The following is a 26,283-nucleotide window of genomic DNA, read 5'->3' as shown; positions in this document are numbered from 1 at the left end:
CGTATCTTCGCAACCGGCGCGCGCTCCCTGTTGCGCGCATGCCGTTTCGTGTGGATTCTTGCGCTGGTATCCGCTTGCACCACGGTCGGAACTAATTTCGACGGTGGTGCTTTGACGCAATTTCAGCCTGGTCAAACCACGCTGGTCGAAGCCGTGCAGGCCTTTACGGCGCCTCCTTCCGAGATCTTCCCACAGCGCGACGGCACGTCGTACGTGCGCTGGGCATACAAGTTTTCCGTCGTGACCGACGGGCTCTATTCGCGTAAATCGGTCACGCTGCAGTTTGGCCCGGATCAGCGCTTGATCCGGCTCGTCGACAGCACGAATTTGTTAATCGAACCGTGGTTACGTACCAAGTTGCTGACGCCGCCGCAGTATCCGGAGCCTTGGCAAGCCGGTGGGCGGTTCGGGAGCTGAGTGCGCTGCGGCGCTACATAGATTTCACGAAAGGGGATAAACATGGAAATGACGCTTGAGCCGTCGGCGCCGAATAAGGCATCCAAAAAAAAGACTGCTCGCAAGCCAAAAGTAAAAACGAAGCGATCACTGCGTAACACTCGAGTTGGCACTTTGCTGATGTGGGTGTTGGGCGTGTTTGCCCTTTTAGTGGCTGCAATGGGCGCCATGTCCGTGTATTTTCTAGACGAAAATTTCAAAGCGGTCAAAGATCTCGAAGGTTTGACCGATCGCGCCGCGCAGGTGCAGGACATCAACAGCGATATGCTGCGCGCTCGTGTTTCGTTGCTCGTTGCCGCTCGACAGTTTCAAGAGGCGGGTGGCGGCAACCGGTCGATGACTGCCGCGGCACAAGCGTCGCTCAAGAGTGCGAACGATCTCCTGAACGAAGTGCGCACCCAATTCACCAACTTCCAACAGAACCTGCTGCAAGACGACGAAGGACGTCAGGTTTCGATGGATCTCGTGCGCCGCTATCGTTCCTACATCGATGACGGTGTCGATACCATGGTCGAAGCACTTCGCAGTGAAGACTATTCGACCTTTTACATGGTCAATACCGACTACGGCACGCCGCGGAGCCAGGCCTTTATCGAAGCCATTGCAAAGTTCGGCGACTACATCAAGAAGTCGCAGGATGCGACGTCGGCCAAGGCGGAGCAGAACTTCAAGCTGGCTGCGATGGCGGTTATTGCTGCTGTGGTGTTGTCCTTCATCATGATGGTGCTTGCACGCATCATGTTCGGTCGTACGGTCGTGCGTCCGTTGGTCAATGCCGGCCAGCACTTCGATCGCATCGCCGCTGGCGATCTCACGCAACGTATTGACGTGACCTCGACGAACGAAGTGGGCTCGTTGTTCAGTGCATTGCGTCGCATGCAGGATAGCCTCACGCAGACGGTGTCATCAGTGCGTCGCGGTGTGGATGAAATCAATATCGGTTCGCGCGAGATTTCAGCTGGAAATACCGATCTGTCGAGCCGTACTGAGCAGCAGGCCGCTTCACTGGAGGAAACGGCTGCGAGCATGGAGGAGTTGGCTTCGACCGTGAAGCAGAACGCTGACAATGCGCGTCAAGCGAACAAGCTTGCCGCAAGTGCCTCGGATGTGGCGGAGCGCGGCGGCAGCGTGGTGAATGAGGTCGTGGGCACGATGCAGGCCATCTCGACGAGCTCGAAAAAAATCTCCGAGATTGTCGGCGTGATTGACAGTATCGCGTTCCAAACCAACATTCTCGCGTTGAATGCAGCTGTTGAAGCGGCACGCGCAGGCGAGCAGGGCAAGGGCTTTGCAGTGGTGGCCGCCGAGGTGCGCTCATTGGCACAGCGCAGCGCGCAGGCTGCGAAGGAAATCAAAGGATTGATCGAGGACTCCGTGAGCAAGGTCGGCGCCGGCTCGCAGCAAGTGGCACGTGCGGGCGACACCATGCAGGAGATCGTGTCGTCGGTGAAACGCGTAACCGACATCATGGGCGAAATCTCGGCGGCATCCGATGAACAATCCACGGGTATCGATCAAGTGAATCGCGCTGTGTCGCAGATGGATGAGGTAACGCAGCAGAACGCATCGCTCGTGGAAGAGGCTGCCGCAGCCGCCGCGTCGTTGCAGGAGCAGGCGCAACAATTGGCCGATGCCGTGGCGGTCTTCAAGCTGAATGACGGCATGCCGGAGGTGGCGCAGGTCTCGACCCGTCAAAGCCGGTCGGATGGATACGCACCAGTCTCGCTGGGTGCTCCCGCATAGGATGCGGATGGTCGAAGTGAGATTGATGCTGGCAGGCGTCGATCTGCACTTCGATCGGTTTGTCGCCTTTCTCATCCTTCTCGGATAGCGCCGCAAGGTGAGCAAAAGAAAGTAGATTCGATAAAAGAAAACGCGCCTTCCAGCTTAGATTGGAGAGCGCGTTTTTGTTTGCTGGGTGAACATCGCTGGCGGGTTATCGATAGACTAACTTCGATTGCCTTGTCGGCCGACGCCTAGCCACCGGCCTATACCTGACCGACTGGTGGATGCCTTGCCTACCGTCGATGCGTTGCCCATTGATAGGTGTCTTACCTATCGATCGCTGCCTTACCTGCCGATCAACGCTGTACCTACCGGGCCACGTCCTACCTGCCGGCAAACCCATCGACAACTCGACTCGTTGCCTCCAGACCGGCCTGAAACAGATCTTCCAGGAACGGTGGTGTTTGTGGCAGTACGATGGCCAGCAGAATGACACCAACCGTGATGCTGATCGGGAAGCCCACGGAGAACACCGATAATTGCGGCGCGGCGCGGTTGAGGATGCCAAGTGCGAGGTTGATCGTCAGCAACGCTGCGATCAACGGCAATGCCAGCAACAGTCCGGAGCTGAAAATCGTGCTTCCCCATTCGACAAGCACACCCCAGCCGTTCTGATGCAACGTGAGCTCACCGATCGGCAGCGTCTCGAATGTGCGCACGATGGCGGCAAGCATCAGGAGGTGGCCGTCGATGGCGAGAAAGATCAGCATCGCCACGATATTGAACAAGCGTGAGAGCACGGCGGTGTTCGCACCCATTGATGGATCGAAGAAGGTTGCGAACGAGAGTCCCATTTGCAGGCCGACGAATTCGCCGGCGGTTTGGACGGCACTGAAGACGATGCGCATGGTGTACCCGATCGCGATGCCGATCATGACTTGCTGGGCAAGTATCAACAATCCGGTGTACGACCCTGGCGGAATCACTGGAATCGGCGGGATGCTTGGTGCGATCGCGACTGCAAACACCGCAGCCAATCCAATCTTTGCCGTTCGCGGGATGCTCGATTCCCCAAACAGCGGCGCGACGGCGAAAAGCGAAAGCACGCGTACGAAAGGCCACATGAACTGCGTGAGCCAGCCGTATAACTGATCTTGCGTGACGGAAAGCATGGCGGCTGGTGGGTTTAGGCGCGTGATGCGCGCAACGCGTAACGCAAGCTCGGCATATGACGCAGGCCGTAGGCGATCGGACGGGGCGTTGTCGCAAACATGGCAGCGCTTACTGCACGATGCCGGGGATGCCGCCAATCAACTGGCGGATATAGTCGACCATGATGCCCGCCAGCCAAGGCCCCAGAAGCACAAGCACCGCGCACATGGCCAGCAGCTTCGGGATGAACGACAACGTCATTTCATTGATCTGCGTGGCCGCCTGAAAAATACTGATGATTAGGCCCACCGCCAGAATGACCAGCAGCAGGGGGCCAGCGAGCGCCAGCGCGATTTTCATCGCCTGGTACGACATGGTCATGACGGCTTCGGTGTTCATCGTCTGTCTCTGGCGTTTACTGGAAGAAGCTCTGCGCCAACGAACCCATCAGCAGGTTCCAACCGTCGGCAAGCACGAACAACATCAATTTGAAGGGCAGTGCTACGCTGACGGGCGGCACCATCATCATCCCCAACGCCATCAACACACTGGCCACTACCAGGTCGATGATGAGGAACGGGATGAAGATCGTAAACCCGATCTGGAAGGCTGTTTTGAGTTCGCTGGTGATGAATGCAGGCACCAGGATGCTCATCGGCACTTGCTCCGGCGAATCGATTTCAGGCACTTTGGCCAGATTGGCAAACAGCGCAAGGTCGTTTTCGCGAGTTTGACGCAGCATGAAGCCGTGCAGCGGCTGCGCACCTTTTTCGATGGCGGACTCGAAGGTGATCTTGCCCTCGGTCAGCGGTTGATAGGCCTCGGTGTAGATCTGGTTGAACACCGGCGACATGGTGAAGAACGTCAGAAACAACGCCAGACCGATCAAGACGTGGTTCGGAGGTGACATAGCCGTGCCAAGGGCGCTGCGCAGCAGACCCAGCACGATGATGATGCGGGTGAAACCGGTCATCATCAGCAGCGCCGACGGCAGGAAGGACAGCGATGTCAGCAGCATCAGCGTTTGCACGCTGAGCGAATAGGTCTCGGCGCCGTTTGCGCCAGGCGTGGTGGTCAACGCCGGCAACGTGGCTTGGGCAATCGTCAACCCAGGAGCGCATAGCGCTGCTGCGAAGAGCAGAACGGCGAGCGATCGGCCGCTGGGGCGAGCGAATCGTACGTGGCGCAAGCGCGTAACGAGTGAGGGCATGGTATCGAGGACGGACGAAACACGTACGGCGGGGATGCCGTGTGGGATCAACGGCGCTTGAGCGCTTGGCTGAATTTGGCGGCGAAGGTGGTCAACTCTGGCTGCGTGGCGGGCGATGAGGGAGTAGCGGAGGCCTCGGCCGCCGGCAGGCTATGCAGCAGGGTCATCTGGGATGCGGTGCATCCCACCACCAACCAGGATCCTTCCACTTCGACCATGACGATGCGTTGGCGCGGGCCGAGCGACAAAGCCGACACGACACTCAAGCGCTGGTACTTGCCGCCCTGTATCAAGCCTGAGCGTCGCGCCAACCAGGCACAAGCCAGGATGGCGGCGATGACGAGGACCAGGCCCACGATCATGCGAAAGAGCGCGTCGTCCGGCATGGCGCTCAGCGGCGGGTATTGAGGCGGTTGATACGTTCGGACGGGGTGATGATGTCGGTCAGGCGAATGCCGTACTTTTCGTCGACAACGACCACTTCACCTTGGGCAATCAAATACCCGTTCACGAAAATATCCATGGGTTCGCCGGCCAGGCCGTCGAGTTCGACGACGGAGCCTTGACCGAGCTGCAGCAGATTCTTGATGGTCAGGCGGGTGCGGCCAAGCTCAACGGTGAGCTGGACGGGCACGTCCATGATCATGTCGATATCCGCGCCCATGCCACCTGTGGCTTGGGCGAGCGGCTTGAACAGATTGCTGCCTGCCGGTTGCGCGGCCGGCTTGGCCGGACTCGGCGCGGGCGCCGGGGTCGAGGCAACCGTTGCAGCAGGCGCGGCCGGCGCGGGCGCATCCACGGCAGCGCTCGACGTTTGCTCGGCGAGTGCCGCAGCCCAGTCGTCCTCGGGCTTCAAGCCGTCGGCCTGCGTAGCGGGTGCGCTGGAGGCCTGCTCGGCCAGGGCGTCGGCCCAGTCATCGGAGGGGGCGCTGCCGGCGGGGGCGTTAGGGTCACTCATGTTCAGTAGGCTCGCTGGAGTCGCGTTCAGTTTGGTTAAGCATTTGCCGCACGCGCAAAGCGTATTGGCTGTTGAAAACGCCGTAGTCGCATTCCATGACCGGCACGCCGTCGATGCTGCCGACGACGATCTCGGGAACGTCGATGGGCAGAATATCGCCAGGCTTCAGATTGACCAGTTGCCGCAGGTTCGACGGAATCTGTGCAAATTCGGCCACCAGATTCACATCGGCGCTGCGGACCTGGCGCGAAAGCCGATGCGTCCATCGTTGGTCGACGGCTTCGGATCCGGACTCCTGCAGCGGCCGAGTCAGGATGTCGCGGATGGGCTCGATCATCGAATACGGAATGCAGATGTTCAGATCGCCGCCGGTGGCGCCGAATTCGATGTGGAACGAGGTCACGACGACGACTTCGTTATTGCCGGTGATGCTGGCGAACTTCGTATGCATCTCGGAACGCACATACTCGAAGTCGATCGGGTATACGGGTTGCCATGATTTGCCGTAGCTGTCGAGCGTGAGGTCGAGCAGGCGGCGGATGATGCGCTGTTCGGTGGTGGTGAAGTCTCGGCCTTCGACGCGGGTGTGATAACGGCCATCGCCGCCAAACAGACTATCGATGACCAGGAACACCAGATTGGGGTCGTAGGCAAACAGGGCGGTGCCGCGCAACGGACGCATTTGCACCATGTTGAGGTTGCTGGGCACCGGCAGATTGCGCTCGAAATCGGCGTACTTCTGGATGCGGATCGTTCCCACGGAGATATCGGCACTGCGGCGCATGAAGTTGAGCAACGACTGCCGCATATTTCGCGCAAAACGTTCGTTGATCAGCTCGAGCGTCTGCATGCGGCGACGCACGACGCGATCGGGCGAACTCAAATCGTAGGCGCGCATTACATCGCCGGCTTCGGCGGTGGCGGTTTGCGCGCTGGTATCGCCCGTTACGCCTGCAAGCAGCGCATCGACTTCGTCCTGTGAGAGGATGGCCTCGTAGCCCATGTTTACTGCACCACGAAAGCGGTAAAGAGCACGTCGCTGATGCGTTGACCGTCGGGATTGGGCGTGAACGGTTGGCTCAGCGATTTCTGGATGGCCGTGGCAAGGTCGCGTTTGCCCTGGGGCGTTTGCACGGCCTGAGGCGATTGCCCCGACACCAGCATCAGAATGCGGTTGCGGACTTCGGGCATGTACTTTTCGAGCAGGGTACGCGACTGGTCGTCGCTGATGCGCAGGGTGATCGCCATGTGCACCATCCGCTCCATCTCGTCGTTGTTGACGGTCACGGTAAACGGCTCGATCGCCAGGAAGATGGGCGCGGGCACGATTGCCGAAACAGGTTCGTTGCGCGCTTGCTGCGTGGGTGCAGCTTGCGCGTCACCCACGGCCAATTGCAAGCCGGAGGCCTCGTTTTTTTGCATGCGCGTGGTGAGTAACCACGTCGTCGCCACGCTGATCCCAGCAACCGCCAGCAAGACGAGAAGGCTGAGAATGGGGCGAAGCAGTCGCGACGATTTGCCGTTCTTGGGCAAAGAGTTACGCGACGGAACGGCGGAAGGTTTGGAGGTCGCCATCAGTACGGATCAAGAGGATGTGGATGCAACAAAAAGCCTTGCAGGGATGAAGGCATTCTGCCGCATACGGAGGCAATGCTGCCCGTCGAAAAACAGGTGGAAATGCGCGTATCTCAGGCTATTGGTTTATCAAAGCTGCGAGACAGGCGCAGGACCCGCCCGCTGCGCGGTCGAAATCGGCCCGCTGTATCAGGCGAAAGTGTCGACCAGCGAGCGCGGTGCGCGCGTCGGTAGTGCAACGGTGACGCCGTCGTCACCGCCGGCATTCGTGCCACCGGCGCCTTGCGCACCATTACCGGTGTTCGAACCGTTGTTGTTTTGCGACTGCGCAAATGCATTGTCGAAGGTGGACGGTTGGCCTTGGTCGCTGACCTGCGATTGCGCCAGCGCGATGCCGGACTGCGCAAGCGCCTGTTGTAGTTGCGGCATGGATGCTTCGATCGCCTGACGCACGGCGCCGTGCGCCGACGAAAATGCGGCGTGTGCCGTGCCGTCCTGAATCGTCAGGGTGACGCGAATCGGCCCGAGATCGGGTGGATCGAGCCGGAGTTCGGCCGTCTGCATGCCGGTGCGGCGGTTCATCGTGAGATGCGCGACTTGTTGGCCGAAGGCATCGCCCCATTCGGCCGCGCCGAAGGGGGTGGCGACATGCAGAGCCGGGGCGCCGACGGACGGCGCGGCCTGGAGGATCTGGGCAGGCACGCTGGCGAACGATGCCTGCATGACGGTCGCTGGCGTTTCCGGCGACGACTGGCGAGTGCCGACACGGTCGACGGTTTCGGTCAACGCCGCGATCGCGGCCTGGCGCGCGTCGGCAGGATTGGCTGTGACACTGTCGGTGGTTGCGGCTGTTGCGGCGTCAGCGCGTACGCCGGCTTTGCGCGCATCGCCAACCAGTTTCAATGCAGGTTCATCTCGCGCGAGGCGGCCGGCGCCACGCTCAGGCGCTGCATTGACTGCTGCGGCAGTTGCCGGCTTGCCATTGCCCGCACCGGTCAACCCATCACGCAACGCGCCGGCGCTTGCCAGGGTTGCCGAGAAGGCGGAACCGCGCAGAGCGGCGTCCCCGGTTTGTGCGATGTTTGTTTGCCCCGTGGTCGCAGCGATCGCGGTGTCGCGAAGCGGTTGCATCTGCAGTCGCGCTGCGAACTCGCCCTCGGGCGCCTTTTCAGTGTTCACGGCATCGCTGGCCGTTGTTGGACTGGCGGCTTGCGCGCCACGCCGGAAGGCTGCGGACTCGCGTGCAATCTCGAGGGCTTGCTGCTGCAACGTCAGTGCGGGCGCGACGGCGACCGGTACGTCCGTGGCGCTGGCTGCGGCGTCTGCCACAGCGCGCTCATCGCCCTGATCTTTCCCGTCGGCCTGGTGTTTCTCGCCAACAGGCTTCGCCGGTTTGCTCTCGGCATTTGCCGGTGCTTTCTCGCCATCGACAGCGGGCTTGCCCGTTTGAGCGGCCGGCTCACGCTGGCGCTGCAGCGTGTCCGAAAATGTCGACTGGCCCGACTGCGGCGCATTCGATGGCGGGGGCGCGGGGCTGACCGGCGCGGCCGGGGAAATCATCTGGGCAATGGAAAGTGTGGCGGACATAGTCAGATCCTGTGATGCGAGATCAACCGAAAACCGGCGAACGAGTCAGCATGCGCGCAGCAAACTCGTCATTGCCGCGTTGTTCCCGGCGTTGTTCGACGGCGTCGCGTGCGCGCTGGGCACGGGCGGTGAGCGCTTCGAACGAATTTTGTTTGCGTTTGGCCTGTTGCCAATCGACCCGACCCGCTTCGAGCTCGGTCTCCGATTGAGCGACCACGTTGCGCTGTTGCGCCATGGCATCGTCGAGCGTGCCGATGAAGCGCTGGTAGTTCTGGCAGTCCGATGCCGACATCCCCGAGCACATGGCCTGTTGCAGCCGGGCGAGGTAGTCGTGACGGTAGTCGGCCAGCATGTCGAGCTGCTGCTTTGCGTTGAGCAAAGCGGTGTTCAGCAGGCCCAGGCGACGCGTGGCTTCTTCCGCACGTTCGCGAGCGAGCTCGCTGAGCGTGTCCAATGGCAATTGTTCAGGCATGTGAGGAATGTCCTTCGAACGTTCCGCGAAGTTGGGTAACGGCACCGGCATACGTCACGCTCTCGCCGATGTTTTGCTGCAAAAACGCTTCGAGACGCGGGTAACGCGCGATCGCGTCGTCCAGTTGTGCGTCATGACCGGGCGCGTAGGCGCCTACGGCGATGAGATCGCGGTTGCGTTGGTAACGCGACAGCGACTGTTTGAACTTGCGTACGACCTGAAATTGGTCGGGTGTGATCAATGAGTGCATCGCACGCGAAATCGATGCTTCGATGTCGATCGCCGGGTAGTGGCCGGCTTCGGCCAGGTGGCGCGACAAGACGATGTGCCCGTCGAGAATGGCGCGTGCCGAATCCGCGATGGGATCTTGCTGATCGTCGCCTTCAGCCAGGACCGTGTAGAAGGCGGTGATCGAGCCGGCTTTGCCGCTCGCGGTCATGGCGCCGTTGCCGGCGCGTTCGACCAGCGCGGGAAGGCGGGCGAAAACCGACGGCGGATAGCCTTTGGTGGCGGGGGGTTCGCCGATCGCCAACGCGATCTCTCGTTGCGCCATGGCAAATCGTGTGAGCGAGTCCATGATGAGCAACACGTCGAGCCCCTGATCGCGAAAGTACTCGGCGATACGGGTGGCGTACGAGGCGCCCTGCAAACGCAGCAGCGGCGACACGTCTGCGGGTGCCGCGACAACGGCCGAGCGTGCGAGGCCTTCAGGCCCCAGATTGTGCTCGATGAATTCTTTGACCTCGCGGCCACGTTCGCCGATCAGTCCCACGACGATGACGTCGGCACGGGTGTAGCGCGCCATCATGCCCAGCAGCACGCTCTTGCCCACGCCGGAGCCGGCGAACAGGCCCATGCGTTGGCCGCGGCCCACTGTGAGCAAGCCATTGATGGCGCGCACGCCCACGTCCAGCACGCTATCGATCGGTGCACGCGTAAGCGGATTCAGCGGCTGGGCCGCCAGCGGCGCTTGTTCGGCGTCGATCAACGGACCGAGGCCGTCGAGCGGGCGTCCGGCGCCGTCGACCACGCGGCCGAGCAATGCGCGGCCCACCGGCAAGTGACGTCCGATCGCGGGCTTGGCGTTGCCATTGGGTTCGCGGCCTTCGGGCAGCTTGATGGGCCGCTGTACGGCGGGCTCACCCGGCACCACGCGGGCGCCAGGGGGCAGGCCGGAGATGTCGGTTTGCGGCATCAGAAACAACGTTTGGCCATCGAAGCCGACGACTTCGGCATCTGCCCAATGATCGTGACCCGGGGAGAGCTCGATGCGGCAGACGGCGCCGACCGGCAGTCTCAGACCGGTGGCCTGCAGCACCAGTCCGGCTGCGCGAGTGATGCGTCCGCTCACATGCCAGGGGTCGGTGGCGCTTGCGCGGATGGCGCCGACGCGCAATTGCGTCGCCCAGCGATCGATGGCGGGCACATCGTTGACGAGGTTGGCCCCGCTATCGCGCGTCGGTGTCAGATCATCAGCGTGGGCGTGCGAACCGGCGCTCATGGCGTATCCCATTGGCTGTCGCGGCCGAGCGAGGCGGCCACGCGGTGCCAGCGCGTCTGGAGCGTGCCGTCGATGTCGCCGTAGGGCGTTTCAGCGCGGCAGCCGCCGCGCAGGACCGATTCGTCGGCCAGTACGCGCCATCGGGCGTCCTGCAACTCTTCATTCAGATACTGCCGCACCAGGTCGACGTCCAGGGGATGCAGCCAAAGCCGCAACGTGCCTTGCGTGACGGGTTGCATGTGCAGCACTTCCCGCACGGCGTCAACCACGCACTCCGGTTGTTTGTCGAGTTTGGTGCGAATCACCTGGCGAGCGATGTCCAGGGCCAGTCCAATCAGCGCCTGACCCATTTTTTCTTCGATCTGGCCAACCGATTCGGCGCAGGTTTGAGCGATCAGATGAAGCTGAGCGGCTTCTTCGCGAGCTTGACGCCGTGCAGTCTCCAGGCCTTCGGCGTATCCCGCTTCACGGCCTTCGGCGAAACCGGCTTCACGGCCGGTGTGTTCACCGGCGGCATAACCTTCGCGCAAGCCTTCTTCGTGCCCCTGATGCCGGCCGGCCGCGCGTGCTTCGGCGCGATCCTGCGCGAGCAGCGCGGCAGCATCCGGCGCTGCCGGTGCGGGCTCGCCGGAGGTCTCCGATGGCGCACCGTTGTGGTCGTCGAACGAATTCATCGTCCAGCGCCGCCACGCGTCGCCGCCGCGGTGCAAACCCGCTTTGAAGGACGGATCAGACGTAGGCATCGTCGCCCTGGGCGCCAAGCACGATCTGGCCGCTCTCGGCCAGATTGCGCGCGATTTGCAGGATCCTCTTCTGCTCGGCCTCGACCTTGGACATGCGGATCGGGCCCTGGGCATCCAGATCTTCGCGCAACGTCTCGGCGGCGCGCGTGGACATGCTGCGCATGAATTTGTCGCGCAGTTCTTCGGGCGCGCCCTTGAGGGCGACCATCAACGTATCGTTGTCGACTTCCTTCAGAATCATCTGGATCGCACGATCCTCGACATCCAGCAGATTGTCGAAGACGAACATCTCGTCGATGATGCGTTGCGCCAGATCCGAATCGCGTTCGCGCAGGCTGGCGACCACGGTTTCTTCCTGCGTCGAATTCATCATGTTGAGAATTTCGGCTGCCGTACGCACGCCACCCATCTTGCTGCGCTTGGCGCCCTGGCCCGCGAGCACGGCGTTGAGCACTTCGGTCAACTCGGTCAGCGCACCCGGTTGAACGCCGCCGAACGTGGCGATGCGCAACATCACATCGTTGCGCAGGCGTTCGTTGAGCAATGCCAGCACGCCTGCCGCGCGATCACGCTCGAGGTGAACCAGGATGGTCGCGATGATCTGCGGATGCTCGTCGCCCACCAGCTCGGCGACAGTCGTGGCGTCAAGCCAGTTCAATGCATCGATGCCGCTCCCGCTGTCGCCGGCATCGAGAATGTCCTCGATCAGGCCAGCAGCGCGATCGCTCCCCAGCGCCTTGGTGAGTACAGAGCGGATATAGTCGTCCGAACCCAAGGTAACGGCGACGAACTGGTCGGCTTCCTGACGGAACTCTTCCAGCACATTGCCGACGTCTTCACGCGTGACCTGCTTCAGCGTGGCCATGGCGGCACCGACCTGTTGCACTTCCCGTGCGGACAGGTATTTGAAGACCTCGGCCGCGGCGTCTTCGCCCAGCGACATCATCAGGACGGCGCTACGGGTCATCCCGTCGAGACTGGTTTCACTTGTCATTGCTGCTCATCCAGGTGCGCAAGACCATCGCCACGGCACGAGGATCTTTCGTGGCCATTTCGCGGGCGCGTTGCATGTTTTCTTCGTATCGGTTGTTGGCGCTGGCGCGTGCCTGATCGATGGCTTCGCGTTGTGCTTCGGCGCGTTCGATTTCCGCGACCACCGGGTCGACTTCGGGATTGATGTAGCGGTTCCACATCGGGCGCAACAGCGAACGCCACACCCACAACGCCGCCAACAGCAGCACCAGCCAGTAGCCGATCGTCTTGGCCAGGTCGATCATGCCCGGGTCTTTCCAGACCGGCGTCTCGGCGATGATTTCGTCGGTGAAGCGGCTATTGACCAGATTGAGCGAGTCGCCGCGATCTTGCGAAAAGCCCATGGCTTCGCGCACGAGGTTCGTGAGCTTGGTCAGTTCCTCGGCCGGCAGCGGCTGCGGTTCGCCGTCGGCGTTCTTCATATAGTTCACGACGACTGCGACCGACAGGCGCTTGACGGCGCCGGTGGGCTGCTTGACGTGACTGATGGTGCGGTCGACTTCGTAATTGACGGTCGAATCGCTGCGGACATTCGTGGGTGCGGTCGCAGCGGCGCCGCCTGCGCCTTGCGCGCCATTGGTTCCGGTGGTCGTGGCCCCGCCTTGCTGTTGTGCCGCCGCCGCAGCATTGGCCGGCGGATTGGTGATGGGCGCTTGCGCGTTGGCCGGCACTTGATTGGTGAGGGCGCCCGGAACGCCTTGTGCACCCGTGCCGCCATTTTGCTGTGAGTCGCTTGCCTGGCGACTGCGCACGGCACCCTGGCCAGGATCCTGATTGGGACGGTAAACCTCGGAGGTCAGTTCGCGTTGGGCGAAGTCGACATCGGCGCTGACTTGGGCGTGTACGTTGCCGTGGCCTACCAGCGGATTCAGAATGGCGAGAATGCGTTCGGCAGCACGCTGTTCGACGTCACGTACGAATTTGGTCTGGTCGGCATCCATGCCGCGCCCGTCGCCGGACGGCGTGGACAAGAGGCGTCCGTTCTGGTCGACGATCGATACATTCTCGGCATTGAGCTCAGGCACGCTCGAAGCCAGCAGCCAGGCAATGGCCTGGACCTGGCCTTCACTCATGCTGCGTCCGGGAAACAGATGCAACAGCACGGAGGCGGTCGGTTGCTGGCGTTCGCGAACGAAGAGGGACTGGCGCGGCATCGCTAGGTGGACGCGTGCGCTCTGCACCGCATTGACCGATTCGATGGAGCGGGCCAGCTCGCCCTCGAGGCCACGCTGATACGTGATCTGTTCGGCAAACTGGCTGGCGCCGAACCGTGCGGTATCGAGCAACTCGTAGCCGACCGAGCCGCCGCGCGGCAGGCCTTGCGCGGCCAGCTGCAGGCGCGTGTCGTAAACGCGGTTGGGCGGCACCAGCAATGCCGAACCGTTCTCGCTGAACCGGTAAGGCACGTTCATTTGTCCCAGTGCCGCCACGATGGCGCCGCCATCCCGGTCCTGCAGATTCGAGAACAGCACCTTGTAGTCGGGCTCGCGGCTCCACATTGCGGCCGCAGCCACGAGGGCAACCACAGCCGCGACGGCCGTGATCAATAATGGTTTGGGCACGCTGCGCACGCGATCGAGCGTGGGGAAGCGGGCAAAAAGGCGAGAAGTAGTAGTGGCCTGCGAGTTCATCTGAGTATCCCGCCGAGTCGAACGCGCGGGCATCGAAGTAGGGCGGACGATCGGGGCAAGAGAGACATGCGACGCAAAGTGGGTCTGGGAAGCGTGGATTATGGGCTGGGCGCGCACAATCTAATCCCCGAAAAACCCCGGTTTTTGCCGTCATTTGTCACATATGCTTTCGAGCAGAAGTGGTGCACACTCTCGCCACGCCTAATAAAAGGTGCGCACTTCAAATGTTTCCGCCGGTCTGTCCGGCGCTATAGGCAAGGATTGGTCATGGCGGTAAGCGGTTTGGCGGGAATAGAGAGCATGCTGTCGCAGATGCGCGCAGTCGTGCGCACGGCGCAGAGCGCGCCCGGCGCACAGGCTGAGGATTTCGCACCGCGCCCGGCCAATTTCGCGGCCGTGCTGCAGCAGTCCTTGCAGCGCGTGTCTTCGGTCCAGCATGCAGCGAGTGCCCAACAGCAGGCTTTCGATATGGGCGATCCCAATATTTCGCTGAGCAAGGTGATGATCGATTCGCAGAAAGCCACGCTTGGTTTCCAGATGACGGTGCAAGTACGCAACAAGCTTGTGGCCGCCTACAAGGAAATTTCATCGATGGCGATGTGAAAACCGCGCTTCCGTGTAAAAATCCGCCAAGTACGGCTGGCAAGTTGCCCGCCGGACCCTATTCGGATCCGGTCCCGGCTAACGATGCTTGATACTTTTACTTTGCTGGTCATTGCCGTGCTGCAGTTCGAGGTCATCGGCTTCGCGCTGTTGCTGGCCTGGTTCCTGTCGCGCCGCGCCCGAATTTTTCTCGGTTTGTCCGGAAGCGTCATGATTGCCATGGCGTTCGTCCTGCTGCCGCTGTGGTACTTGTGGGACAGCGGGCAGTTCGATTTTGCTGCCTTCAGCACCTCCCTGGTGGCAACGATCGTTGCCGTCCCGACCGCACTCATCCTGCTCCTGGTTTATCACCTCGTACGCGCCGAAGGCGTGCTGCGCGCGTTGCGCATCAGCGGTCGTCGTCAGGAAGCCGTCGGGCTGGCGCACCTTGCCGACACGGAGGACCTCGAAGACGATCTGCGGCGCGCGATGCAAGAGGCCGGCCAACTGTATGTGGTCTATCAGCCGATCTACGGCGTCGATGGCCGCCAGTTGCGCGGTTTTGAAGCGTTGGTGCGATGGAATCATCCGCAACGCGGCCTTGTGGCCCCGATGCAGTTCATTCCCGTCGCCGAGCAAACCGAACTGATCGTGCCCTTGGGTGCGTGGGTGCTCGAGACGGCCTGCGCCGAAGCCGCGAGCTGGCCGGAACCCTGGTATATCTCGGTCAATATCTCGCCGATTCAGCTTGAACGCCACTCTTTGCTGCGGGATGTGCGTGGGGCGCTCGACCGCTCCGGCCTGGCGCCCGAACGTCTGGAACTGGAAGTCACCGAAGGGGTGATGGTCGCCGCAGAAGGCGGTGAAATATCGAGGCTGTCGGAATTGCGCCGTGCCGGCGTGAAGATCGCCATCGACGACTTCGGTACCGGCTACTCGAGCCTGGGCTATCTGCAGGAACTGCCGTTCGATACGATCAAGATCGATCGATCGTTCATTCGCAATCTTGAAAGCGACAGCAACGCGCAAGCGATCGTGGGCACCGTGGTCGACCTGTCACGTCGCCTCGAGCGCGAGATCGTGGCCGAAGGTGTCGAGACGGAAGGGCAGTATTCGATCCTGAGCGAACTCAAATGTCATCGTGTGCAGGGGTGGCTGTTGGGCAAGCCCATGTCGGCCCTGGAGTTGGCTGAACGTTATGTTCAGAAGACCCTCAGCTCGTCCGACGTGCCCGACATCGCGTGGGCGCAGCACGCATAGCCGCAGCAGCGCGCATGACCGCGCCAACAGGGCGTTGGTCAACCCAGTAGCGGGAAAGAGAGAGCGGAAATCAGAAAGCGGAAACAAGAAAGCACGAAAAAGCGGATCGGCGTTGCGCCTGATCCGCTTTTTTGTGCTTTGTTTTTTGTGGTTCTACGAGCGCCTTGCGACATCCGGCCTGGACATGGTTGCGATTGGATCGTGCGCGGACGTCGAATGCTGCGGCGGTGCACATGCCTGCTGACGATAACAAGACCACCGTGTCAGCCAAAGCCGCGTCGAACTGCGCTGCCTAGTCGGACTTATTCTTCTCGAGCCGCCAGACGACTTGCTGCAACCAAATCTCCTCACGGCTGCTGAGTTTTGAAAATACGGCGCCCACGTGGCTTTCGACGTCGAGGCGAACATTCGACGGCGTGTCGCCGGCGCTGCCGACCACAACAAGCCGGGGTGGCGCAGCGACGGCTACGGCTGCTGCGCGCGGCGCGACGGCCACAGCAGCGGCACCGTCCGCCGGCTCACCCGGGGCATCCTCATCATCTTCGCCACGCTTGCCTTGGCCACTGGTGGGGAAGACGTTGCGCACTTCCAGCGACGTTTGCAAGGTGCCAAATTCGCCGAAATCCAGCAGCACCCGTTCCAGGGTGTCGCCGCGCAGCGGCAATGCGCCTACCGGGAGCGCGCAGCGCAATCCGATGCCGTCGACCGACACATCTCGAATGCTGAACGCAATGGCGGGTTCGCCGCCCGGGGGTTGCCAGGTCGCACGGCAACGCTTGCCCTGTGTGGAAAGCGATGCACGGAACATCTTGCGGCGCTGTATGCGGGAGATTCGATCCGGCCAATGCGATACGAAGGCCGCGCTGCCGTCGTCGAAGCGCACGACATCGGGGCGCGGCACACGGAAGTGAATGCGTACGCCACCATAGCCACTGCAGACAAACTGAAAAACGGCGCCGATCAACAATTCCTTGTTGTCGGCAAAGTTGCTGCTGGCGTAATCGCGCGGCCGCCAAAAGAAGGTACCCGTTTTTCGATCTAGCCCGATGATCAGCGCGGCGATTTCGCGGTCCGCAGCGTCGCGCACCACCACATGCGCTTCGGCATGCGTCAGTTCGAATAAAGCGCTACGGATCTCGTCAGGGTCGGTCAGTAGAAAGTCGGGGGGCGTTTCGCTCAACACGTTGCATCACTTCCTAATGAACTAGACCGTGGGGTGTGGGAAATCTGCGGCGCCCGACGCTTCGGGCGAGCGCGATTCTAACCGGTAAAGCCACGCAAGTAACGTGGCGACCGCAGTATAAAGTTGGGGCGGAATCTGCGCGTCCAGGTCGACTTGCATCAGTAGCCCGACGAGTTCAGTCGACTCATGCACATAGAGTCCATTGTCGCGTGCGGTGCGCACGATGTTGTCGGCGATCGGGCCGTAGCCCTTCGCGACGACGCGAGGTGCCGCGTCGTTGCCGTCATACGCGATGGCGACAGCCTGTGGGCGTTTGGCCGGCGTCGTATCCTCGGGTGGCGGCGTGTGAGGTGTACTCATGTTGCAGGACCATCCTGGTGAACGACATCGGGTGCGCGGGCAGCATCTTCGTCGATGACGAGATGACTCAGCGTCAGGCCGGCTGCTTGGAACTGCGATCGCAGCACCGCCGACGAGGCACGAATGTCGGACTCGCCCTCGGGGGCGACCAGTCGCATGACGATATCGTTGCCGACAAGGTTGAGAGTGGCTTCGACGCGGCCGAGCCTGGGCAGTGTCACGGCGATCTTGGTAGCCCACGAGGGTGGCGCATCGGGCGACGCCGATGGCGCCTGCTGGCGCCGCTCGATTTCCCATTGCATTGGCGTGCCGGTCCACGCTTCGCCTTGCCAGGCAATGCTTTGATTCGTCAGCACGTCGAGTTGCTGACGCACGAGGGCGGCTGTATCGGCGCGCACGCCGTGTTGCGTCGGGGGCGCGGTATCCTGGGCGGGCGCTGTTGCGGGCATGCGCGGCGCGGGTGTCTCGGTGGCATCGGCAAGCGCCGCACCAAACACACTTGCGTCACGCGGTGTGGCCCCCGCCTGTGCGGCTGCGCTGCCAGCTGCTTGAGGTTGCGCCGAGGGGGGCTGGTTGTGAGGTTCCTGGCGCAGGTCGGGCGCGGTGCGTTTGCCAAAAACCAGGTCGCTCAGATGCGATTCGTAAAACAGTCCGCTTTTGTCGATCGCATGCTGCAGTGCGTGTGCCAGCGCTCGCACGTTCGGAGTGACCCATTCGGTTGTACCGGCAAGCGCGTTCGAGCCGCGTACGGCTTCACCCCCTTGCCCCGGCCGGGCTGCCGTGTTGCTGTCTGGTCCTGCGCGGCTATCGGCCATGCCAGTGCTGCGATCGGCGGCACCGATCCCCTGGCTTGTCGTCGGCGCGCCGCGATCGTTTACCGACGCGTGCGCTTGCCCCGTTTGCCGCGCAGCACTAGCGTCCGATGACGATACGGCGCTGCCGAGTGCGGCCTGCAGGAGCGGCTGGCGGCCCACGACGGCGGGCGCATCGGGAAACGCGGCGAGCAGCGCAAGAATGGCGCGTGCGCCCTGGCCCAGCGACGTGGGTGCGGAGGGCGTGGCCGATTGTTGAACCACTCGCCCGCGCGCATTGAGCGCGAGGAGCGTAGCGAGCTTGGCATCCTTTACGGCGCCTTGGTCTGCCTGGCCCGCCGCCTGCTTGAGGGCAGCGCGCTCGCCGTCCCGCCGCGGCTCGCCTTCGGTGGGCTCGACCTTGACAGGTGCGCCGGGTTGCCTGACCGCATCGGCGCGCAATCCCGACTGCAGATCGCCATGCGACGCCAACGGCGTGCCCAGTACCGCATCAAGACGCTGGATCAAAAGCGTGCCCAACGAGTTGGGTCCGTTCACGTGGGCGCCTTGAATCCGAAGGTGCTGGCGTGATCGTGATGTTGCTTGATGCGGCCGAGCAATGTATTGAGCCGCGCCATTTGCGGCGAAGCCAGGTCGCGCGTACGCGCATCGTTCTCCAGAATGCGCACGAGCAGATCGTGCTTGAGCGCGCGGCTGGTTTCGTCCAGAGGCACACTGGCGTCGATGTCGCGGAGTTTTTCGACGATGTCGATGTATTGCTGTCCAAGAGAGAGGACGATGGTCCAGTCTCCGGATCGCGCAGCTTCAAGCATCGCGGCCGTAATGGCGGCAATGCTTTGATAGTGCGACAGTATCGGCGCGTGAGGCGACGTCATGCTTAGGTTTCGCGCGAAAAGTGAGGGGCAACGTCGGGGCTAGAGCGACGCGGTCGACGTGGGGTCGACCGAGCTCTGCCAGGCGTCCTGCAGGTTCGCGAGAAGCTGATCGGCAACGTCCAGCTGGGCGGCGTCGGCGTTCAGGTTTGCGGTCAACAGGGTGCGCGCGATGTAGTCGTAGAGTTGATCGAGATTGGCGGCAAGTTCGCCGCCCGCTTCGAGGTTGAGGCCGCCTTTGAGCCCTTCTTCGACGATGCGGATCGCCTTGGATATCGCTTGGCCACGTTCTGCGATGCGGTTCTGCTGCAGATGCAGTTTCGCCTGAGCGATGGCCGCGCGTGCGCCTTTGAAGAGCAGCGTGATCAACCGCTCCGGGGTGGCACTCAATACCTCGGTCTGAACGCCTACGGTGGCGTAGGAACGCGCAGCTTGTGCGCCAAAGGGACGACGGGCGGCGTAGGACATTATTTTTTGTTTGAGTTGGCAATGGCCTCAAACTGCGAGGTCAGGTAGTTTTTTGTCGACTCGATTTTCGACAATGCAACGCTCAGAGCGTTGAATTGTGCGATCGTCGCGGCATTGGTGGCTTCGACTCGGGCCGTGACGTCTTCAACGGCTTTCGTCTGTTTCTTGCGCTCGCTTTCCAGATTCTCGACGACCGACGTGATCTTGCCTTTGATGGAGCCTTGATCCAGATACTGCTTGGTCGTGGCATTCATCTTGGTCGCCAAGCCCTCGGTGCCCGAGAGCAGATTCGAGACTTCCGACGGATATTTGGTGATCGCGTCGCGAACCTTGGCGACGTCGATCTTCAGCGTGCCGTCTTTGGCGTCGATGTCGGTCGTGATGCCCAGCTTGGCGAGCGAGAAGATGTTCTTGTCGTCCGTAGCGACGCGCAAACCCGAAGCGAGTTCGTCCTGCGCGCTGCGCAGTGTGGAGTCGGCATACAGGCTCCCGTTGATCGACGTCGAGTCCTTGTTGTAGGTCGACAAGGTTTTGGTCGTCGTACGCATCGCGTTGTACGCGGTCACGAAATTCTGAACGGCGGTGACTTGCGCCTCGATATCCGACTCGACCTTGACGGTCACTTTCTTGCCGGTTTCGGTGACGGCGCTCAGATCGAGCGTCAGGTTGTCGATCGCCGTCGTGAGCTGGTTCGAGCCGCTGGTGATGGCGATGCCGTTGAGCGTGAGCTTGGCATCGGTCGCCACGTTGGCCACCGTCATGTTGCCCGGCGTGCCGCCTTTGACGTAGTTCAGGTCAGCGGCGAGCGTGCCGCTGTTGCCGGTGACGTCAATGCTCTTGACCTCTGCCTTTTCTCCTGTCGCGCGTGAGGTGAGCATCAGGAAGCTCTTGCCCTCGCCATCGGTAATGATGGTCGCGTTGACTGGGCTGTCGGATTTTGCGTTGATGGCGTCACGCACGCCGTTCAGCGACGTGTCGCTGCCCAGTTCGATATCGATGGGGGCTGTGCCGCCCACCGTTTCAATGGCGATCGTGCCGCCTACGCCGTTTTGCGCGGTACGGCTGTCGATGGCGGCGGACTTCAGCGAGCCGGCCGCGGCCAACTGATCGACGAAGATCGAGTAGGAACCTGCGACGGCACCGGCGCCGGCCGTGACCGATACGCCATTGCCCGACACGCTGGTTTTGGCCGGTGCGGAGCTCATTGCGGCCGCCAGTTTCTCGGTCGCGGTACGCAGCGCATCGATGACGTTCTTAAGCGAACCCATCCCCGTGATCTTCGTGCTGGTCTGCGTGACGCGCGCTTGATAGGGAACGATTGTCTGTTTTTCGAACTCGGCCAGCTGCTCGGTGATCGCAGCGAAGTCGTAGCCGCTGTTGTTCAGGTTCGCGAATGAGATTGCCATCTTGTTAAATCCTTCTACTCAGGTTGCATTATTGCTGCAACGGACCGGACCAATTTGCGCGCTTACGGGCTTTAAAAGGGCCTAATTCCGTCAATTCCCCGGGTTTTCTGTTATGCGGTGGTTTCGATTGCGAGGCCTTGCATCTTCACGAGCATTTTGGCGGCGTGAATGACGGCCTCGGTTGGAATGGTGCGCAACACATCGCCGCTTTCGGAATCCATGATGGAGACCACGATTCGATGGATGTCGGGATCCACTTCAAAATGCAGGTTGGTATCCCACGCCCGCATCTGTTGATTGAGTTCGTCGAGCGCCTTGTCGAGGTAGGGATTGGATCCTTCCTCGGTGGATGGCAGCGTTTTGAGCGGTTCTGGCTGCGCCGGGGACTGGCGGTGATCCGCCTGCGACGAAGCGGTGTCCGTACTTTTCTCGCTGGCAGTCACCACGATGGCGGCGGCAGGCGGCGGTGGCGCGGCCATGGCGGCGGTGACGGGCAGGGTCAGCGGGGCAGCAATCGGGGTCAACGCCATGGAGGCTCCGTACGGGTAGCGCAACTCGATGAGCACAGCACTCTGTGCAGGCGCCCAGACAATCGCGGGCGGTTCTAGGGATTCCACACAGGTAACGGCATGCTTCAGCTGAACTTAAGGGGCGCAGCACTGGAAAATACGGCCTCGAACATTGCCGCTCTGGAATGCTTTCCCTGCCATTTCAAGCGGTCGAGGAGGAGGAATCGACATCATCTCGAGCCGGCGGATCCTTGCTCATTGCCTGGGTGACGCGTCGCTAAGCGGGCGAGGGGCCACATACACAGCTGCACACCAGGGGAATCCCAGGATTGCGTTGTGACGGCTGGTAAAATGCCGAGCTTGCCCCTTGTGGGCTGCGCCCGGTCCGCCCGGATCGGCTTGCGCCCCGCCAGGGGCGATTTTCCTTTGCATTGTTCATGTCCAACCCGCAAACGCCTCAGGTTTCCGATTCCCTTTCCACTTGGCTGAGTTATCTCGAACACCTGCATAGCCGCAGTATCGATCTGGGACTGGAGCGGGTGCGCAAGGTGGCCGATCGACTGGGCTTGGCATCTTCCGCGGTGAAAATCGTCGTTGGCGGTACGAACGGCAAGGGGTCGACCTGCGCGATGCTCGAGGCGATGTTGCTGGCCGCAGGGTACAAGGTGGGCGTGTATACCTCGCCGCATCTGATCCATTTCAACGAGCGTGCGCGAGTGAATGGCGTTTCTGCGAGCGATGCAGCGCTGACGGCGGCGTTTGCCGAGGTCGAGCAAGCCCGCGGCGATACCGGATTGACGTATTTCGAGTTCACGACGCTGGCTGTGCTGCGCCTGTTTGCCGGCCAGCAACTGGACGCAATCGTGCTCGAGGTTGGATTGGGCGGACGCCTGGACGCCGTCAATATCGTGGACGCCGATTGTGCGATCGTGACCAGTGTTGATCTGGACCATATGGATTGGCTGGGCGACACGCGCGAGCTGATCGGATTTGAGAAAGCCCACATTTTCCGGACCGGCAAGCCCGCAATCTGCAGCGATCCCGTCCCGCCGCAGACGTTACTCGATCACGCGGCTGCGATCGGCGCGGACCTCTGGCTGTTCGGGCGAGATTTCAACTATTCGGGCGACCGCCAGCAGTGGGGTTTCGGCGGCCGCAACCAGCGGCGCAATGCACTGGCCTATCCGGCCCTGCGTGGTGCCAACCAATTGTTAAATGCCTCGGCGGCGCTCGCTGCACTCGAATCCCTGCGGGATCGTCTGCCGGTGCCCCAGCAGGCGGTGCGGGTTGGGCTGTCGCAGGCGACTTTACCTGGCCGATTCCAGATTCTGCCAGGGCAACCCACGATCGTGCTCGATGTGGCGCACAACCCGCATGCCGCTGCCGTGCTGGCTCAGAATCTCGACAATATGGCGTATTTTCCCTACACCCATGCGGTGTTCGGCATGTTGGACGATAAAGATGTGGCCGGCGTGGTCGCCCGTATGGGCAAGCGCATCGATCACTGGTATTGCCCCACATTGGTGGGCCCCCGCGGGGTAACCGGGCAGGTGTTGGCCGACCGTGTGGCGGCTGCCTTGCCGCCAGTGGGCAAAGAAGACGAGGCCGCCACCTTGGCGGCGTTCGACGACGTCGCGGCGGCGGTTGCGGCAGCGCAAAAACGAGCAGGCGAGGGTGATAGAATCGTGATATTCGGTTCGTTCCTGACGGTGGCTGCTGCGTTGACCGCGTTGGGCCGCGCCCACTAACTCAGAGCGTGACGACTTCAACGCGTGGCAACACGCGAGCGTTTTCGGCCGGCAGCTGTCTGGCCGGTCGCCGCCACCGGCAGCAAGGATTTTTCGATGGGATTGTTCAATCGGACTGAAAGCGGCGCAACGCGCAGCGGCAGGGCACGGCCTTCCGTATCCAGCGAAGCGCAAGCAGCCGAACTTCGTGGCCGGGCGCGCCGTCGTCTGGCAGGCGCTGTCGCTTTGGTGCTCGCGGCCGTCGTCGTATTGCCGATGGTGCTCGATGGTGAACGTCACCCGGTGTCAGAAGACATTCCGGTGCAAATTCCAGACCGCACGCAGCCCTTCGACCCCAATATGGGCCAGCCCCAGTCCGGTTTGCCGCAGGCGTCATCCCAGCCCCCGGCGAATGGCGTGCCGGCAGCGGCTCCCGGCACTGATGGCGGCGTACCTACCCCACCGCCATTGATGTCTGGCGCGCCGCCCGCCGTTGGCACGCCGGCGCCTGGCACCACAACTGCACCGCATACGCCTTCGGTGCAAGTGCCGTCCGCTGCCGTGGTGCGGCCCGAGGCGACGCCCAAGCCGCCCGCTGAGACCGCGAAGCCCGCCACGCCGGCACCCAAGCCTGCCGCGCCCATCGAACGCAGCGACGATGGCGCCCGCGCGCTTGCGCTCCTTGAGGGACGTACCCCAACGCCGGCCGAATCTCGTCCGAAGCCCGCGGCGGCCTCCAACAAGGGCAATTTTGTGCTCCAGATCGCGGCTTACACCACGCAAGGCGATGCGCAGGGCCGACGCGACAAGCTGCATGCTGCCGGTGTCACCAACGCGTTCGTCGAACCGGCGTCGATTGGCGGCAAGCAGCAGTTTCGCTTGCGCGTAGGCCCGTTCCCATCGCGCGATGCTGCTCAAGCGGCCCAGGCGCGATTGCGAACGCTCGGGTATGACAACGGTTTCATTGCCGCCCAGTGACCGGCTTCGACTTCATCCTCATCGGCATCCTGGTGGTGTCGGGTGTATTGGGGCTGATCCGTGGATTGCTCAAGGAAGTCTTGTCGCTGGTCGCCTTCGGGCTGGCGTTCGTCGCGGCGATCTGGTGGGGTCCCACCGTCTATGGGTGGTTGACTTCCTGGATCGAGACCCCCATGTTGAGGATGGGGCTGTCGTATGCGGCGGTGTTCCTCATCGTGCTGTTGGGCGTGGGCCTGGTCAACATGACACTGGCAGCGCTGATTCGGACCACCGGTCTATCGCCGGCGGACCACGGGTTGGGCGGACTGTTCGGTCTGGCGCGTGGCGTACTCATTATTCTCGTATTGGTGGCATTGGCGGGTTACACGCCCATGCCGCAAGAACCCTGGTGGCGTGAGGCGATGTTTTCGCAGACAGCGATTGACGCCATCAAACATATCAAGACGTGGCTGCCGCCTGCTTTGGCCGCGTGGCTACCTTATACGTAGCGCTCATTGTTCTAGGAAATCACCATGTGTGGAATTGTCGGGGTCGTCGGACGCGGTCCGGTTAATCAACTGCTGTACGACAGCCTGCTCCTGCTCCAGCATCGCGGTCAGGATGCTGCCGGTATTGCGACGGCACAGGAAAATCACTTCAATATGTTCAAGGCCCACGGGCTGGTGCGCGATGTGTTTCGTACGCGAAACATGCGCTCGCTGCCGGGCACCAGCGGTATCGGTCAGGTTCGTTACCCCACCGCTGGATCGAGCATTTCCGAAGAAGAGGCACAGCCTTTTTACGTCAACGCGCCGTTCGGCATCATGTTCGCCCATAACGGCAACTTGACCAACTGGCGTGAACTGCGCGAATCGCTTTTCCGCATCGATCGGCGCCACATCAATACCAATTCCGACTCGGAAGTGTTGTTGAATGTGTTGGCCCACGAGCTGCAATCGTCAGCCAATGGTGTGTCGCTCGATGATGACGCGATCTTCCGCGCCGTGGCCTCGATGCACAAGCGCGTCAAGGGTGCTTATGCCGTGGTGGCGCAGATTGCCGGTTATGGATTGCTCGCGTTTCGCGATCCCAACGGTATTCGCCCGCTGTGTATTGGCCGGATGGAAGGTGAGCACGGTCCGGAATGGATGGTTGCCTCTGAATCGGTGGCGCTCGAAGGCAGCGGATTCATCTTCGTGCGCGATGTCGAGCCGGGTGAGGCCATTTTCATCGACCTGGACGGCCGCATGGTTGCCCGTCAGTGTGCCGACAATCCCCAACTGACCCCGTGTATTTTTGAGTATGTGTACTTTGCGCGCCCCGATTCGCTGATCGATGGCGTGTCGGTTTACGACGCGCGCTTGCGCATGGGCGAGTATCTGGCGGACAAGGTGGCGCGTACGCTGCGTCTGGGCGAAATCGACGTCGTCATGCCGATTCCCGATTCGTCGCGTCCGGCCGCCATGCAACTGGCTGCGCGCCTGGATCTCGATTATCGCGAAGGCCTTATCAAGAACCGCTACGTTGGCCGCACCTTCATCATGCCGGGCCAAGCCGTGCGCCGTAAATCCGTGCGTCAGAAGCTCAATGCCATCGGTACCGAATTCAAGGGCAAGAACGTGTTGCTGGTGGACGATTCGATCGTTCGCGGTACCACCAGCCGCGAAATCGTCGATATGGCGCGGGCTGCCGGTGCGAACAAGGTATTTTTCGCTTCGGCCGCACCACCGGTGCGTTTCCCGAACGTGTACGGTATCGATATGCCGACGCAGAGCGAGCTGATCGCGACCGGTCGCACTGACGAAGAAATCGCCCAGACGATCGGTGCCGATGCACTGGTTTATCAGGATCTGGCCGACATGCAGCAATCGGTGCGCGATATCAATCCCCGGATGAAGCGCTTTGAGGCATCGTGCTTCGACGGCGATTATGTGACGGGTGATATCACGCCGGAATATCTGGCGCGTTTGGGCCAGTCGCGGGGTGGCGTGCTGGAAGACGACTCCCCCAACGGCTTGCAATTCAATATGGGCTTCGCCGCTAGCGACGCTTGAGGGCGTGTGTAAAGCGCCGGCGCTGCGATGCGCCGGTGGCTGACGAGAAGC

Annotated in this window: 28 protein-coding genes; 8 read left to right on the top strand and 20 right to left on the bottom strand. The window is 61.9% G+C overall.

Going from position 1 to position 26,283, the window contains the following annotated elements:
- Window positions 1-111: 111 nt before the first annotated feature.
- Window positions 112-417 (top strand): hypothetical protein, encoded by a 306-nt coding sequence (locus tag EYW45_RS18040; RefSeq protein WP_161136798.1) that lies wholly within the window; start codon window positions 112-114, stop codon window positions 415-417.
- 42 nt (window positions 418-459) lie between these two features.
- Window positions 460-2,199: a methyl-accepting chemotaxis protein gene (locus tag EYW45_RS18035; protein WP_161136797.1), complete on the top strand. Its 1,740-nt coding sequence runs from the start codon at window positions 460-462 to the stop codon at window positions 2,197-2,199.
- Window positions 2,200-2,564: 365 nt separating this feature from the next.
- On the opposite strand, the gene fliR is transcribed toward EYW45_RS18035, so the two are convergent.
- The 13 genes from fliR to fliF all read right to left on the bottom strand — a co-directional run bounded on the left by fliR (window position 2,565) and on the right by fliF (window position 14,042).
- The gene (gene fliR, locus EYW45_RS18030; protein WP_161136796.1) at window positions 2,565-3,353 is read right to left on the bottom strand and encodes a flagellar biosynthetic protein FliR; all 789 of its coding nucleotides are present in this window, start codon (window positions 3,351-3,353) and stop codon (window positions 2,565-2,567) included.
- Between the two features lie 109 nt (window positions 3,354-3,462).
- On the bottom strand, window positions 3,463-3,732 hold the full coding sequence (fliQ, locus tag EYW45_RS18025; RefSeq protein WP_161136795.1) for a flagellar biosynthesis protein FliQ: 270 nt from the start codon (window positions 3,730-3,732) through the stop codon (window positions 3,463-3,465).
- 16 nt (window positions 3,733-3,748) lie between these two features.
- Window positions 3,749-4,543 carry a flagellar type III secretion system pore protein FliP gene (fliP, locus tag EYW45_RS18020; protein ID WP_161136794.1) on the bottom strand — a complete coding sequence of 265 codons (795 nt, stop codon included), beginning with the start codon at window positions 4,541-4,543 and terminating at the stop codon, window positions 3,749-3,751.
- Window positions 4,544-4,590: 47 nt separating this feature from the next.
- Window positions 4,591-4,929, bottom strand: coding sequence for a flagellar biosynthetic protein FliO (gene fliO, locus EYW45_RS18015; protein ID WP_161136793.1), 339 nt, complete (start codon window positions 4,927-4,929; stop codon window positions 4,591-4,593).
- Between the two features lie 5 nt (window positions 4,930-4,934).
- Window positions 4,935-5,501, bottom strand: coding sequence for a flagellar motor switch protein FliN (gene fliN, locus EYW45_RS18010; RefSeq protein ID WP_161136792.1), 567 nt, complete (start codon window positions 5,499-5,501; stop codon window positions 4,935-4,937).
- A complete protein-coding gene (fliM, locus tag EYW45_RS18005) occupies window positions 5,494-6,504 on the bottom strand; it encodes a flagellar motor switch protein FliM (RefSeq protein ID WP_161136791.1) in 1,011 nt (336 codons plus the stop codon). Before fliM ends, fliN begins: the two co-directional genes overlap by 8 nt.
- Window positions 6,505-6,506: 2 nt before the next feature.
- Window positions 6,507-7,076 (bottom strand): flagellar basal body-associated FliL family protein, encoded by a 570-nt coding sequence (locus EYW45_RS18000; protein ID WP_161136790.1) that lies wholly within the window; start codon window positions 7,074-7,076, stop codon window positions 6,507-6,509.
- 189 nt (window positions 7,077-7,265) lie between these two features.
- Window positions 7,266-8,663 carry a flagellar hook-length control protein FliK gene (locus EYW45_RS17995; RefSeq protein ID WP_161136789.1) on the bottom strand — a complete coding sequence of 466 codons (1,398 nt, stop codon included), beginning with the start codon at window positions 8,661-8,663 and terminating at the stop codon, window positions 7,266-7,268.
- Between the two features lie 22 nt (window positions 8,664-8,685).
- A complete protein-coding gene (gene fliJ, locus EYW45_RS17990; RefSeq protein WP_161136788.1) occupies window positions 8,686-9,135 on the bottom strand; it encodes a flagellar export protein FliJ in 450 nt (149 codons plus the stop codon).
- Window positions 9,128-10,648 carry a flagellar protein export ATPase FliI gene (gene fliI, locus EYW45_RS17985; RefSeq protein WP_407924933.1) on the bottom strand — a complete coding sequence of 507 codons (1,521 nt, stop codon included), beginning with the start codon at window positions 10,646-10,648 and terminating at the stop codon, window positions 9,128-9,130. The genes fliJ and fliI overlap by 8 nt, the downstream gene beginning before the upstream one ends.
- The gene (gene fliH, locus EYW45_RS17980; protein WP_161136786.1) at window positions 10,633-11,379 is read right to left on the bottom strand and encodes a flagellar assembly protein FliH; all 747 of its coding nucleotides are present in this window, start codon (window positions 11,377-11,379) and stop codon (window positions 10,633-10,635) included. Before fliH ends, fliI begins: the two co-directional genes overlap by 16 nt.
- Entirely contained in the window at window positions 11,366-12,373 is a 1,008-nt protein-coding gene (fliG, locus tag EYW45_RS17975) for a flagellar motor switch protein FliG (RefSeq protein ID WP_161136785.1), read from the bottom strand. The genes fliH and fliG overlap by 14 nt, the downstream gene beginning before the upstream one ends.
- Complete coding sequence (fliF, locus tag EYW45_RS17970; protein WP_161136784.1) at window positions 12,363-14,042, bottom strand: flagellar basal-body MS-ring/collar protein FliF; 1,680 nt, start codon at window positions 14,040-14,042, stop codon at window positions 12,363-12,365. Before fliF ends, fliG begins: the two co-directional genes overlap by 11 nt.
- 267 nt (window positions 14,043-14,309) lie before the next feature.
- Here fliF and fliE point away from each other — a divergent pair, with 267 nt between their 5' ends.
- Window positions 14,310-14,645: a flagellar hook-basal body complex protein FliE gene (gene fliE / locus EYW45_RS17965; protein ID WP_161137102.1), complete on the top strand. Its 336-nt coding sequence runs from the start codon at window positions 14,310-14,312 to the stop codon at window positions 14,643-14,645.
- A gap of 84 nt (window positions 14,646-14,729) precedes the next feature.
- A complete protein-coding gene (locus tag EYW45_RS17960) occupies window positions 14,730-15,884 on the top strand; it encodes a putative bifunctional diguanylate cyclase/phosphodiesterase (RefSeq protein WP_161136783.1) in 1,155 nt (384 codons plus the stop codon).
- Between the two features lie 292 nt (window positions 15,885-16,176).
- Here the strand turns inward: EYW45_RS17960 and EYW45_RS17955 are convergent, their stop codons facing one another.
- The 7 genes from EYW45_RS17955 to EYW45_RS17925 all read right to left on the bottom strand — a co-directional run bounded on the left by EYW45_RS17955 (window position 16,177) and on the right by EYW45_RS17925 (window position 21,515).
- Window positions 16,177-17,067, bottom strand: a complete 891-nt coding sequence (locus tag EYW45_RS17955) for a flagellar brake protein (protein WP_161136782.1) — start codon at window positions 17,065-17,067, stop codon at window positions 16,177-16,179.
- Between the two features lie 21 nt (window positions 17,068-17,088).
- Entirely contained in the window at window positions 17,089-17,427 is a 339-nt protein-coding gene (locus EYW45_RS17950; RefSeq protein ID WP_161136781.1) for an EscU/YscU/HrcU family type III secretion system export apparatus switch protein, read from the bottom strand.
- Window positions 17,424-18,776 (bottom strand): flagellar hook-length control protein FliK, encoded by a 1,353-nt coding sequence (gene fliK, locus EYW45_RS24890; RefSeq protein ID WP_161136780.1) that lies wholly within the window; start codon window positions 18,774-18,776, stop codon window positions 17,424-17,426. The genes EYW45_RS17950 and fliK overlap by 4 nt, the downstream gene beginning before the upstream one ends.
- Window positions 18,773-19,114, bottom strand: a complete 342-nt coding sequence (locus EYW45_RS17940; protein WP_161136779.1) for a flagellar protein FliT — start codon at window positions 19,112-19,114, stop codon at window positions 18,773-18,775. The genes fliK and EYW45_RS17940 overlap by 4 nt, the downstream gene beginning before the upstream one ends.
- 39 nt (window positions 19,115-19,153) lie before the next feature.
- Entirely contained in the window at window positions 19,154-19,579 is a 426-nt protein-coding gene (gene fliS, locus EYW45_RS17935) for a flagellar export chaperone FliS (RefSeq protein ID WP_161136778.1), read from the bottom strand.
- Window positions 19,579-20,985, bottom strand: coding sequence for a flagellar filament capping protein FliD (gene fliD, locus EYW45_RS17930; protein ID WP_161136777.1), 1,407 nt, complete (start codon window positions 20,983-20,985; stop codon window positions 19,579-19,581). Before fliD ends, fliS begins: the two co-directional genes overlap by 1 nt.
- Before the next feature lie 110 nt (window positions 20,986-21,095).
- Window positions 21,096-21,515 carry a flagellar protein FlaG gene (locus EYW45_RS17925; RefSeq protein ID WP_161137101.1) on the bottom strand — a complete coding sequence of 140 codons (420 nt, stop codon included), beginning with the start codon at window positions 21,513-21,515 and terminating at the stop codon, window positions 21,096-21,098.
- A 416-nt stretch (window positions 21,516-21,931) separates the two neighbouring features.
- Between EYW45_RS17925 and folC the strand changes: the two genes are divergently transcribed.
- From folC to purF, 4 genes are all read left to right on the top strand, one after another.
- A complete protein-coding gene (gene folC / locus EYW45_RS17920; protein WP_161136776.1) occupies window positions 21,932-23,242 on the top strand; it encodes a bifunctional tetrahydrofolate synthase/dihydrofolate synthase in 1,311 nt (436 codons plus the stop codon).
- A gap of 96 nt (window positions 23,243-23,338) precedes the next feature.
- Window positions 23,339-24,199, top strand: a complete 861-nt coding sequence (locus EYW45_RS17915; protein WP_161137100.1) for an SPOR domain-containing protein — start codon at window positions 23,339-23,341, stop codon at window positions 24,197-24,199.
- Complete coding sequence (locus tag EYW45_RS17910) at window positions 24,196-24,687, top strand: CvpA family protein (RefSeq protein ID WP_161136775.1); 492 nt, start codon at window positions 24,196-24,198, stop codon at window positions 24,685-24,687. The genes EYW45_RS17915 and EYW45_RS17910 overlap by 4 nt, the downstream gene beginning before the upstream one ends.
- A 24-nt stretch (window positions 24,688-24,711) precedes the next feature.
- Complete coding sequence (purF, locus tag EYW45_RS17905) at window positions 24,712-26,232, top strand: amidophosphoribosyltransferase (RefSeq protein ID WP_161136774.1); 1,521 nt, start codon at window positions 24,712-24,714, stop codon at window positions 26,230-26,232.
- The last annotated feature ends 51 nt before the right edge of the window (window positions 26,233-26,283 follow it).

The sequence above is a fragment of the Schauerella aestuarii genome, assembly GCF_009866805.1.
Taxonomy (GTDB): Bacteria; Pseudomonadota; Gammaproteobacteria; order Burkholderiales; family Burkholderiaceae_B; genus Schauerella; species Schauerella aestuarii.
Note: the sequence above shows the minus strand (reverse complement) of the source record. Positions and strands in the feature narration are given on the sequence as shown.

Excerpts from the sequence above, each read along its gene's own strand:
- fliD (WP_161136777.1), bottom strand. The coding sequence starts at position 20,985 with ATGGCAATCTCATTCGCGAACCTGAACAACAGCGGCTACGACTTCGCT.
- EYW45_RS17950 (WP_161136781.1), bottom strand. The coding sequence starts at position 17,427 with ATGAGTACACCTCACACGCCGCCACCCGAGGATACGACGCCGGCCAAA.
- EYW45_RS17925 (WP_161137101.1), bottom strand. The coding sequence starts at position 21,515 with ATGGCGTTGACCCCGATTGCTGCCCCGCTGACCCTGCCCGTCACCGCC.
- fliI (WP_407924933.1), bottom strand. The coding sequence starts at position 10,648 with ATGGGATACGCCATGAGCGCCGGTTCGCACGCCCACGCTGATGATCTG.
- fliN (WP_161136792.1), bottom strand. The coding sequence starts at position 5,501 with ATGAGTGACCCTAACGCCCCCGCCGGCAGCGCCCCCTCCGATGACTGG.
- folC (WP_161136776.1), top strand. The coding sequence starts at position 21,932 with ATGTCCAACCCGCAAACGCCTCAGGTTTCCGATTCCCTTTCCACTTGG.
- purF (WP_161136774.1), top strand. The coding sequence starts at position 24,712 with ATGTGTGGAATTGTCGGGGTCGTCGGACGCGGTCCGGTTAATCAACTG.
- EYW45_RS18035 (WP_161136797.1), top strand. The coding sequence starts at position 460 with ATGGAAATGACGCTTGAGCCGTCGGCGCCGAATAAGGCATCCAAAAAA.
- fliR (WP_161136796.1), bottom strand. The coding sequence starts at position 3,353 with ATGCTTTCCGTCACGCAAGATCAGTTATACGGCTGGCTCACGCAGTTC.
- fliM (WP_161136791.1), bottom strand. The coding sequence starts at position 6,504 with ATGGGCTACGAGGCCATCCTCTCACAGGACGAAGTCGATGCGCTGCTT.
- fliO (WP_161136793.1), bottom strand. The coding sequence starts at position 4,929 with ATGCCGGACGACGCGCTCTTTCGCATGATCGTGGGCCTGGTCCTCGTC.
- EYW45_RS17940 (WP_161136779.1), bottom strand. The coding sequence starts at position 19,114 with ATGACGTCGCCTCACGCGCCGATACTGTCGCACTATCAAAGCATTGCC.
- fliQ (WP_161136795.1), bottom strand. The coding sequence starts at position 3,732 with ATGAACACCGAAGCCGTCATGACCATGTCGTACCAGGCGATGAAAATC.
- fliJ (WP_161136788.1), bottom strand. The coding sequence starts at position 9,135 with ATGCCTGAACAATTGCCATTGGACACGCTCAGCGAGCTCGCTCGCGAA.
- fliF (WP_161136784.1), bottom strand. The coding sequence starts at position 14,042 with ATGAACTCGCAGGCCACTACTACTTCTCGCCTTTTTGCCCGCTTCCCC.
- fliP (WP_161136794.1), bottom strand. The coding sequence starts at position 4,543 with ATGCCCTCACTCGTTACGCGCTTGCGCCACGTACGATTCGCTCGCCCC.
- fliE (WP_161137102.1), top strand. The coding sequence starts at position 14,310 with ATGGCGGTAAGCGGTTTGGCGGGAATAGAGAGCATGCTGTCGCAGATG.
- EYW45_RS17960 (WP_161136783.1), top strand. The coding sequence starts at position 14,730 with ATGCTTGATACTTTTACTTTGCTGGTCATTGCCGTGCTGCAGTTCGAG.
- EYW45_RS17995 (WP_161136789.1), bottom strand. The coding sequence starts at position 8,663 with ATGTCCGCCACACTTTCCATTGCCCAGATGATTTCCCCGGCCGCGCCG.
- EYW45_RS17915 (WP_161137100.1), top strand. The coding sequence starts at position 23,339 with ATGGGATTGTTCAATCGGACTGAAAGCGGCGCAACGCGCAGCGGCAGG.
- fliH (WP_161136786.1), bottom strand. The coding sequence starts at position 11,379 with ATGCCTACGTCTGATCCGTCCTTCAAAGCGGGTTTGCACCGCGGCGGC.
- fliS (WP_161136778.1), bottom strand. The coding sequence starts at position 19,579 with ATGTCCTACGCCGCCCGTCGTCCCTTTGGCGCACAAGCTGCGCGTTCC.
- fliG (WP_161136785.1), bottom strand. The coding sequence starts at position 12,373 with ATGACAAGTGAAACCAGTCTCGACGGGATGACCCGTAGCGCCGTCCTG.
- EYW45_RS18000 (WP_161136790.1), bottom strand. The coding sequence starts at position 7,076 with ATGGCGACCTCCAAACCTTCCGCCGTTCCGTCGCGTAACTCTTTGCCC.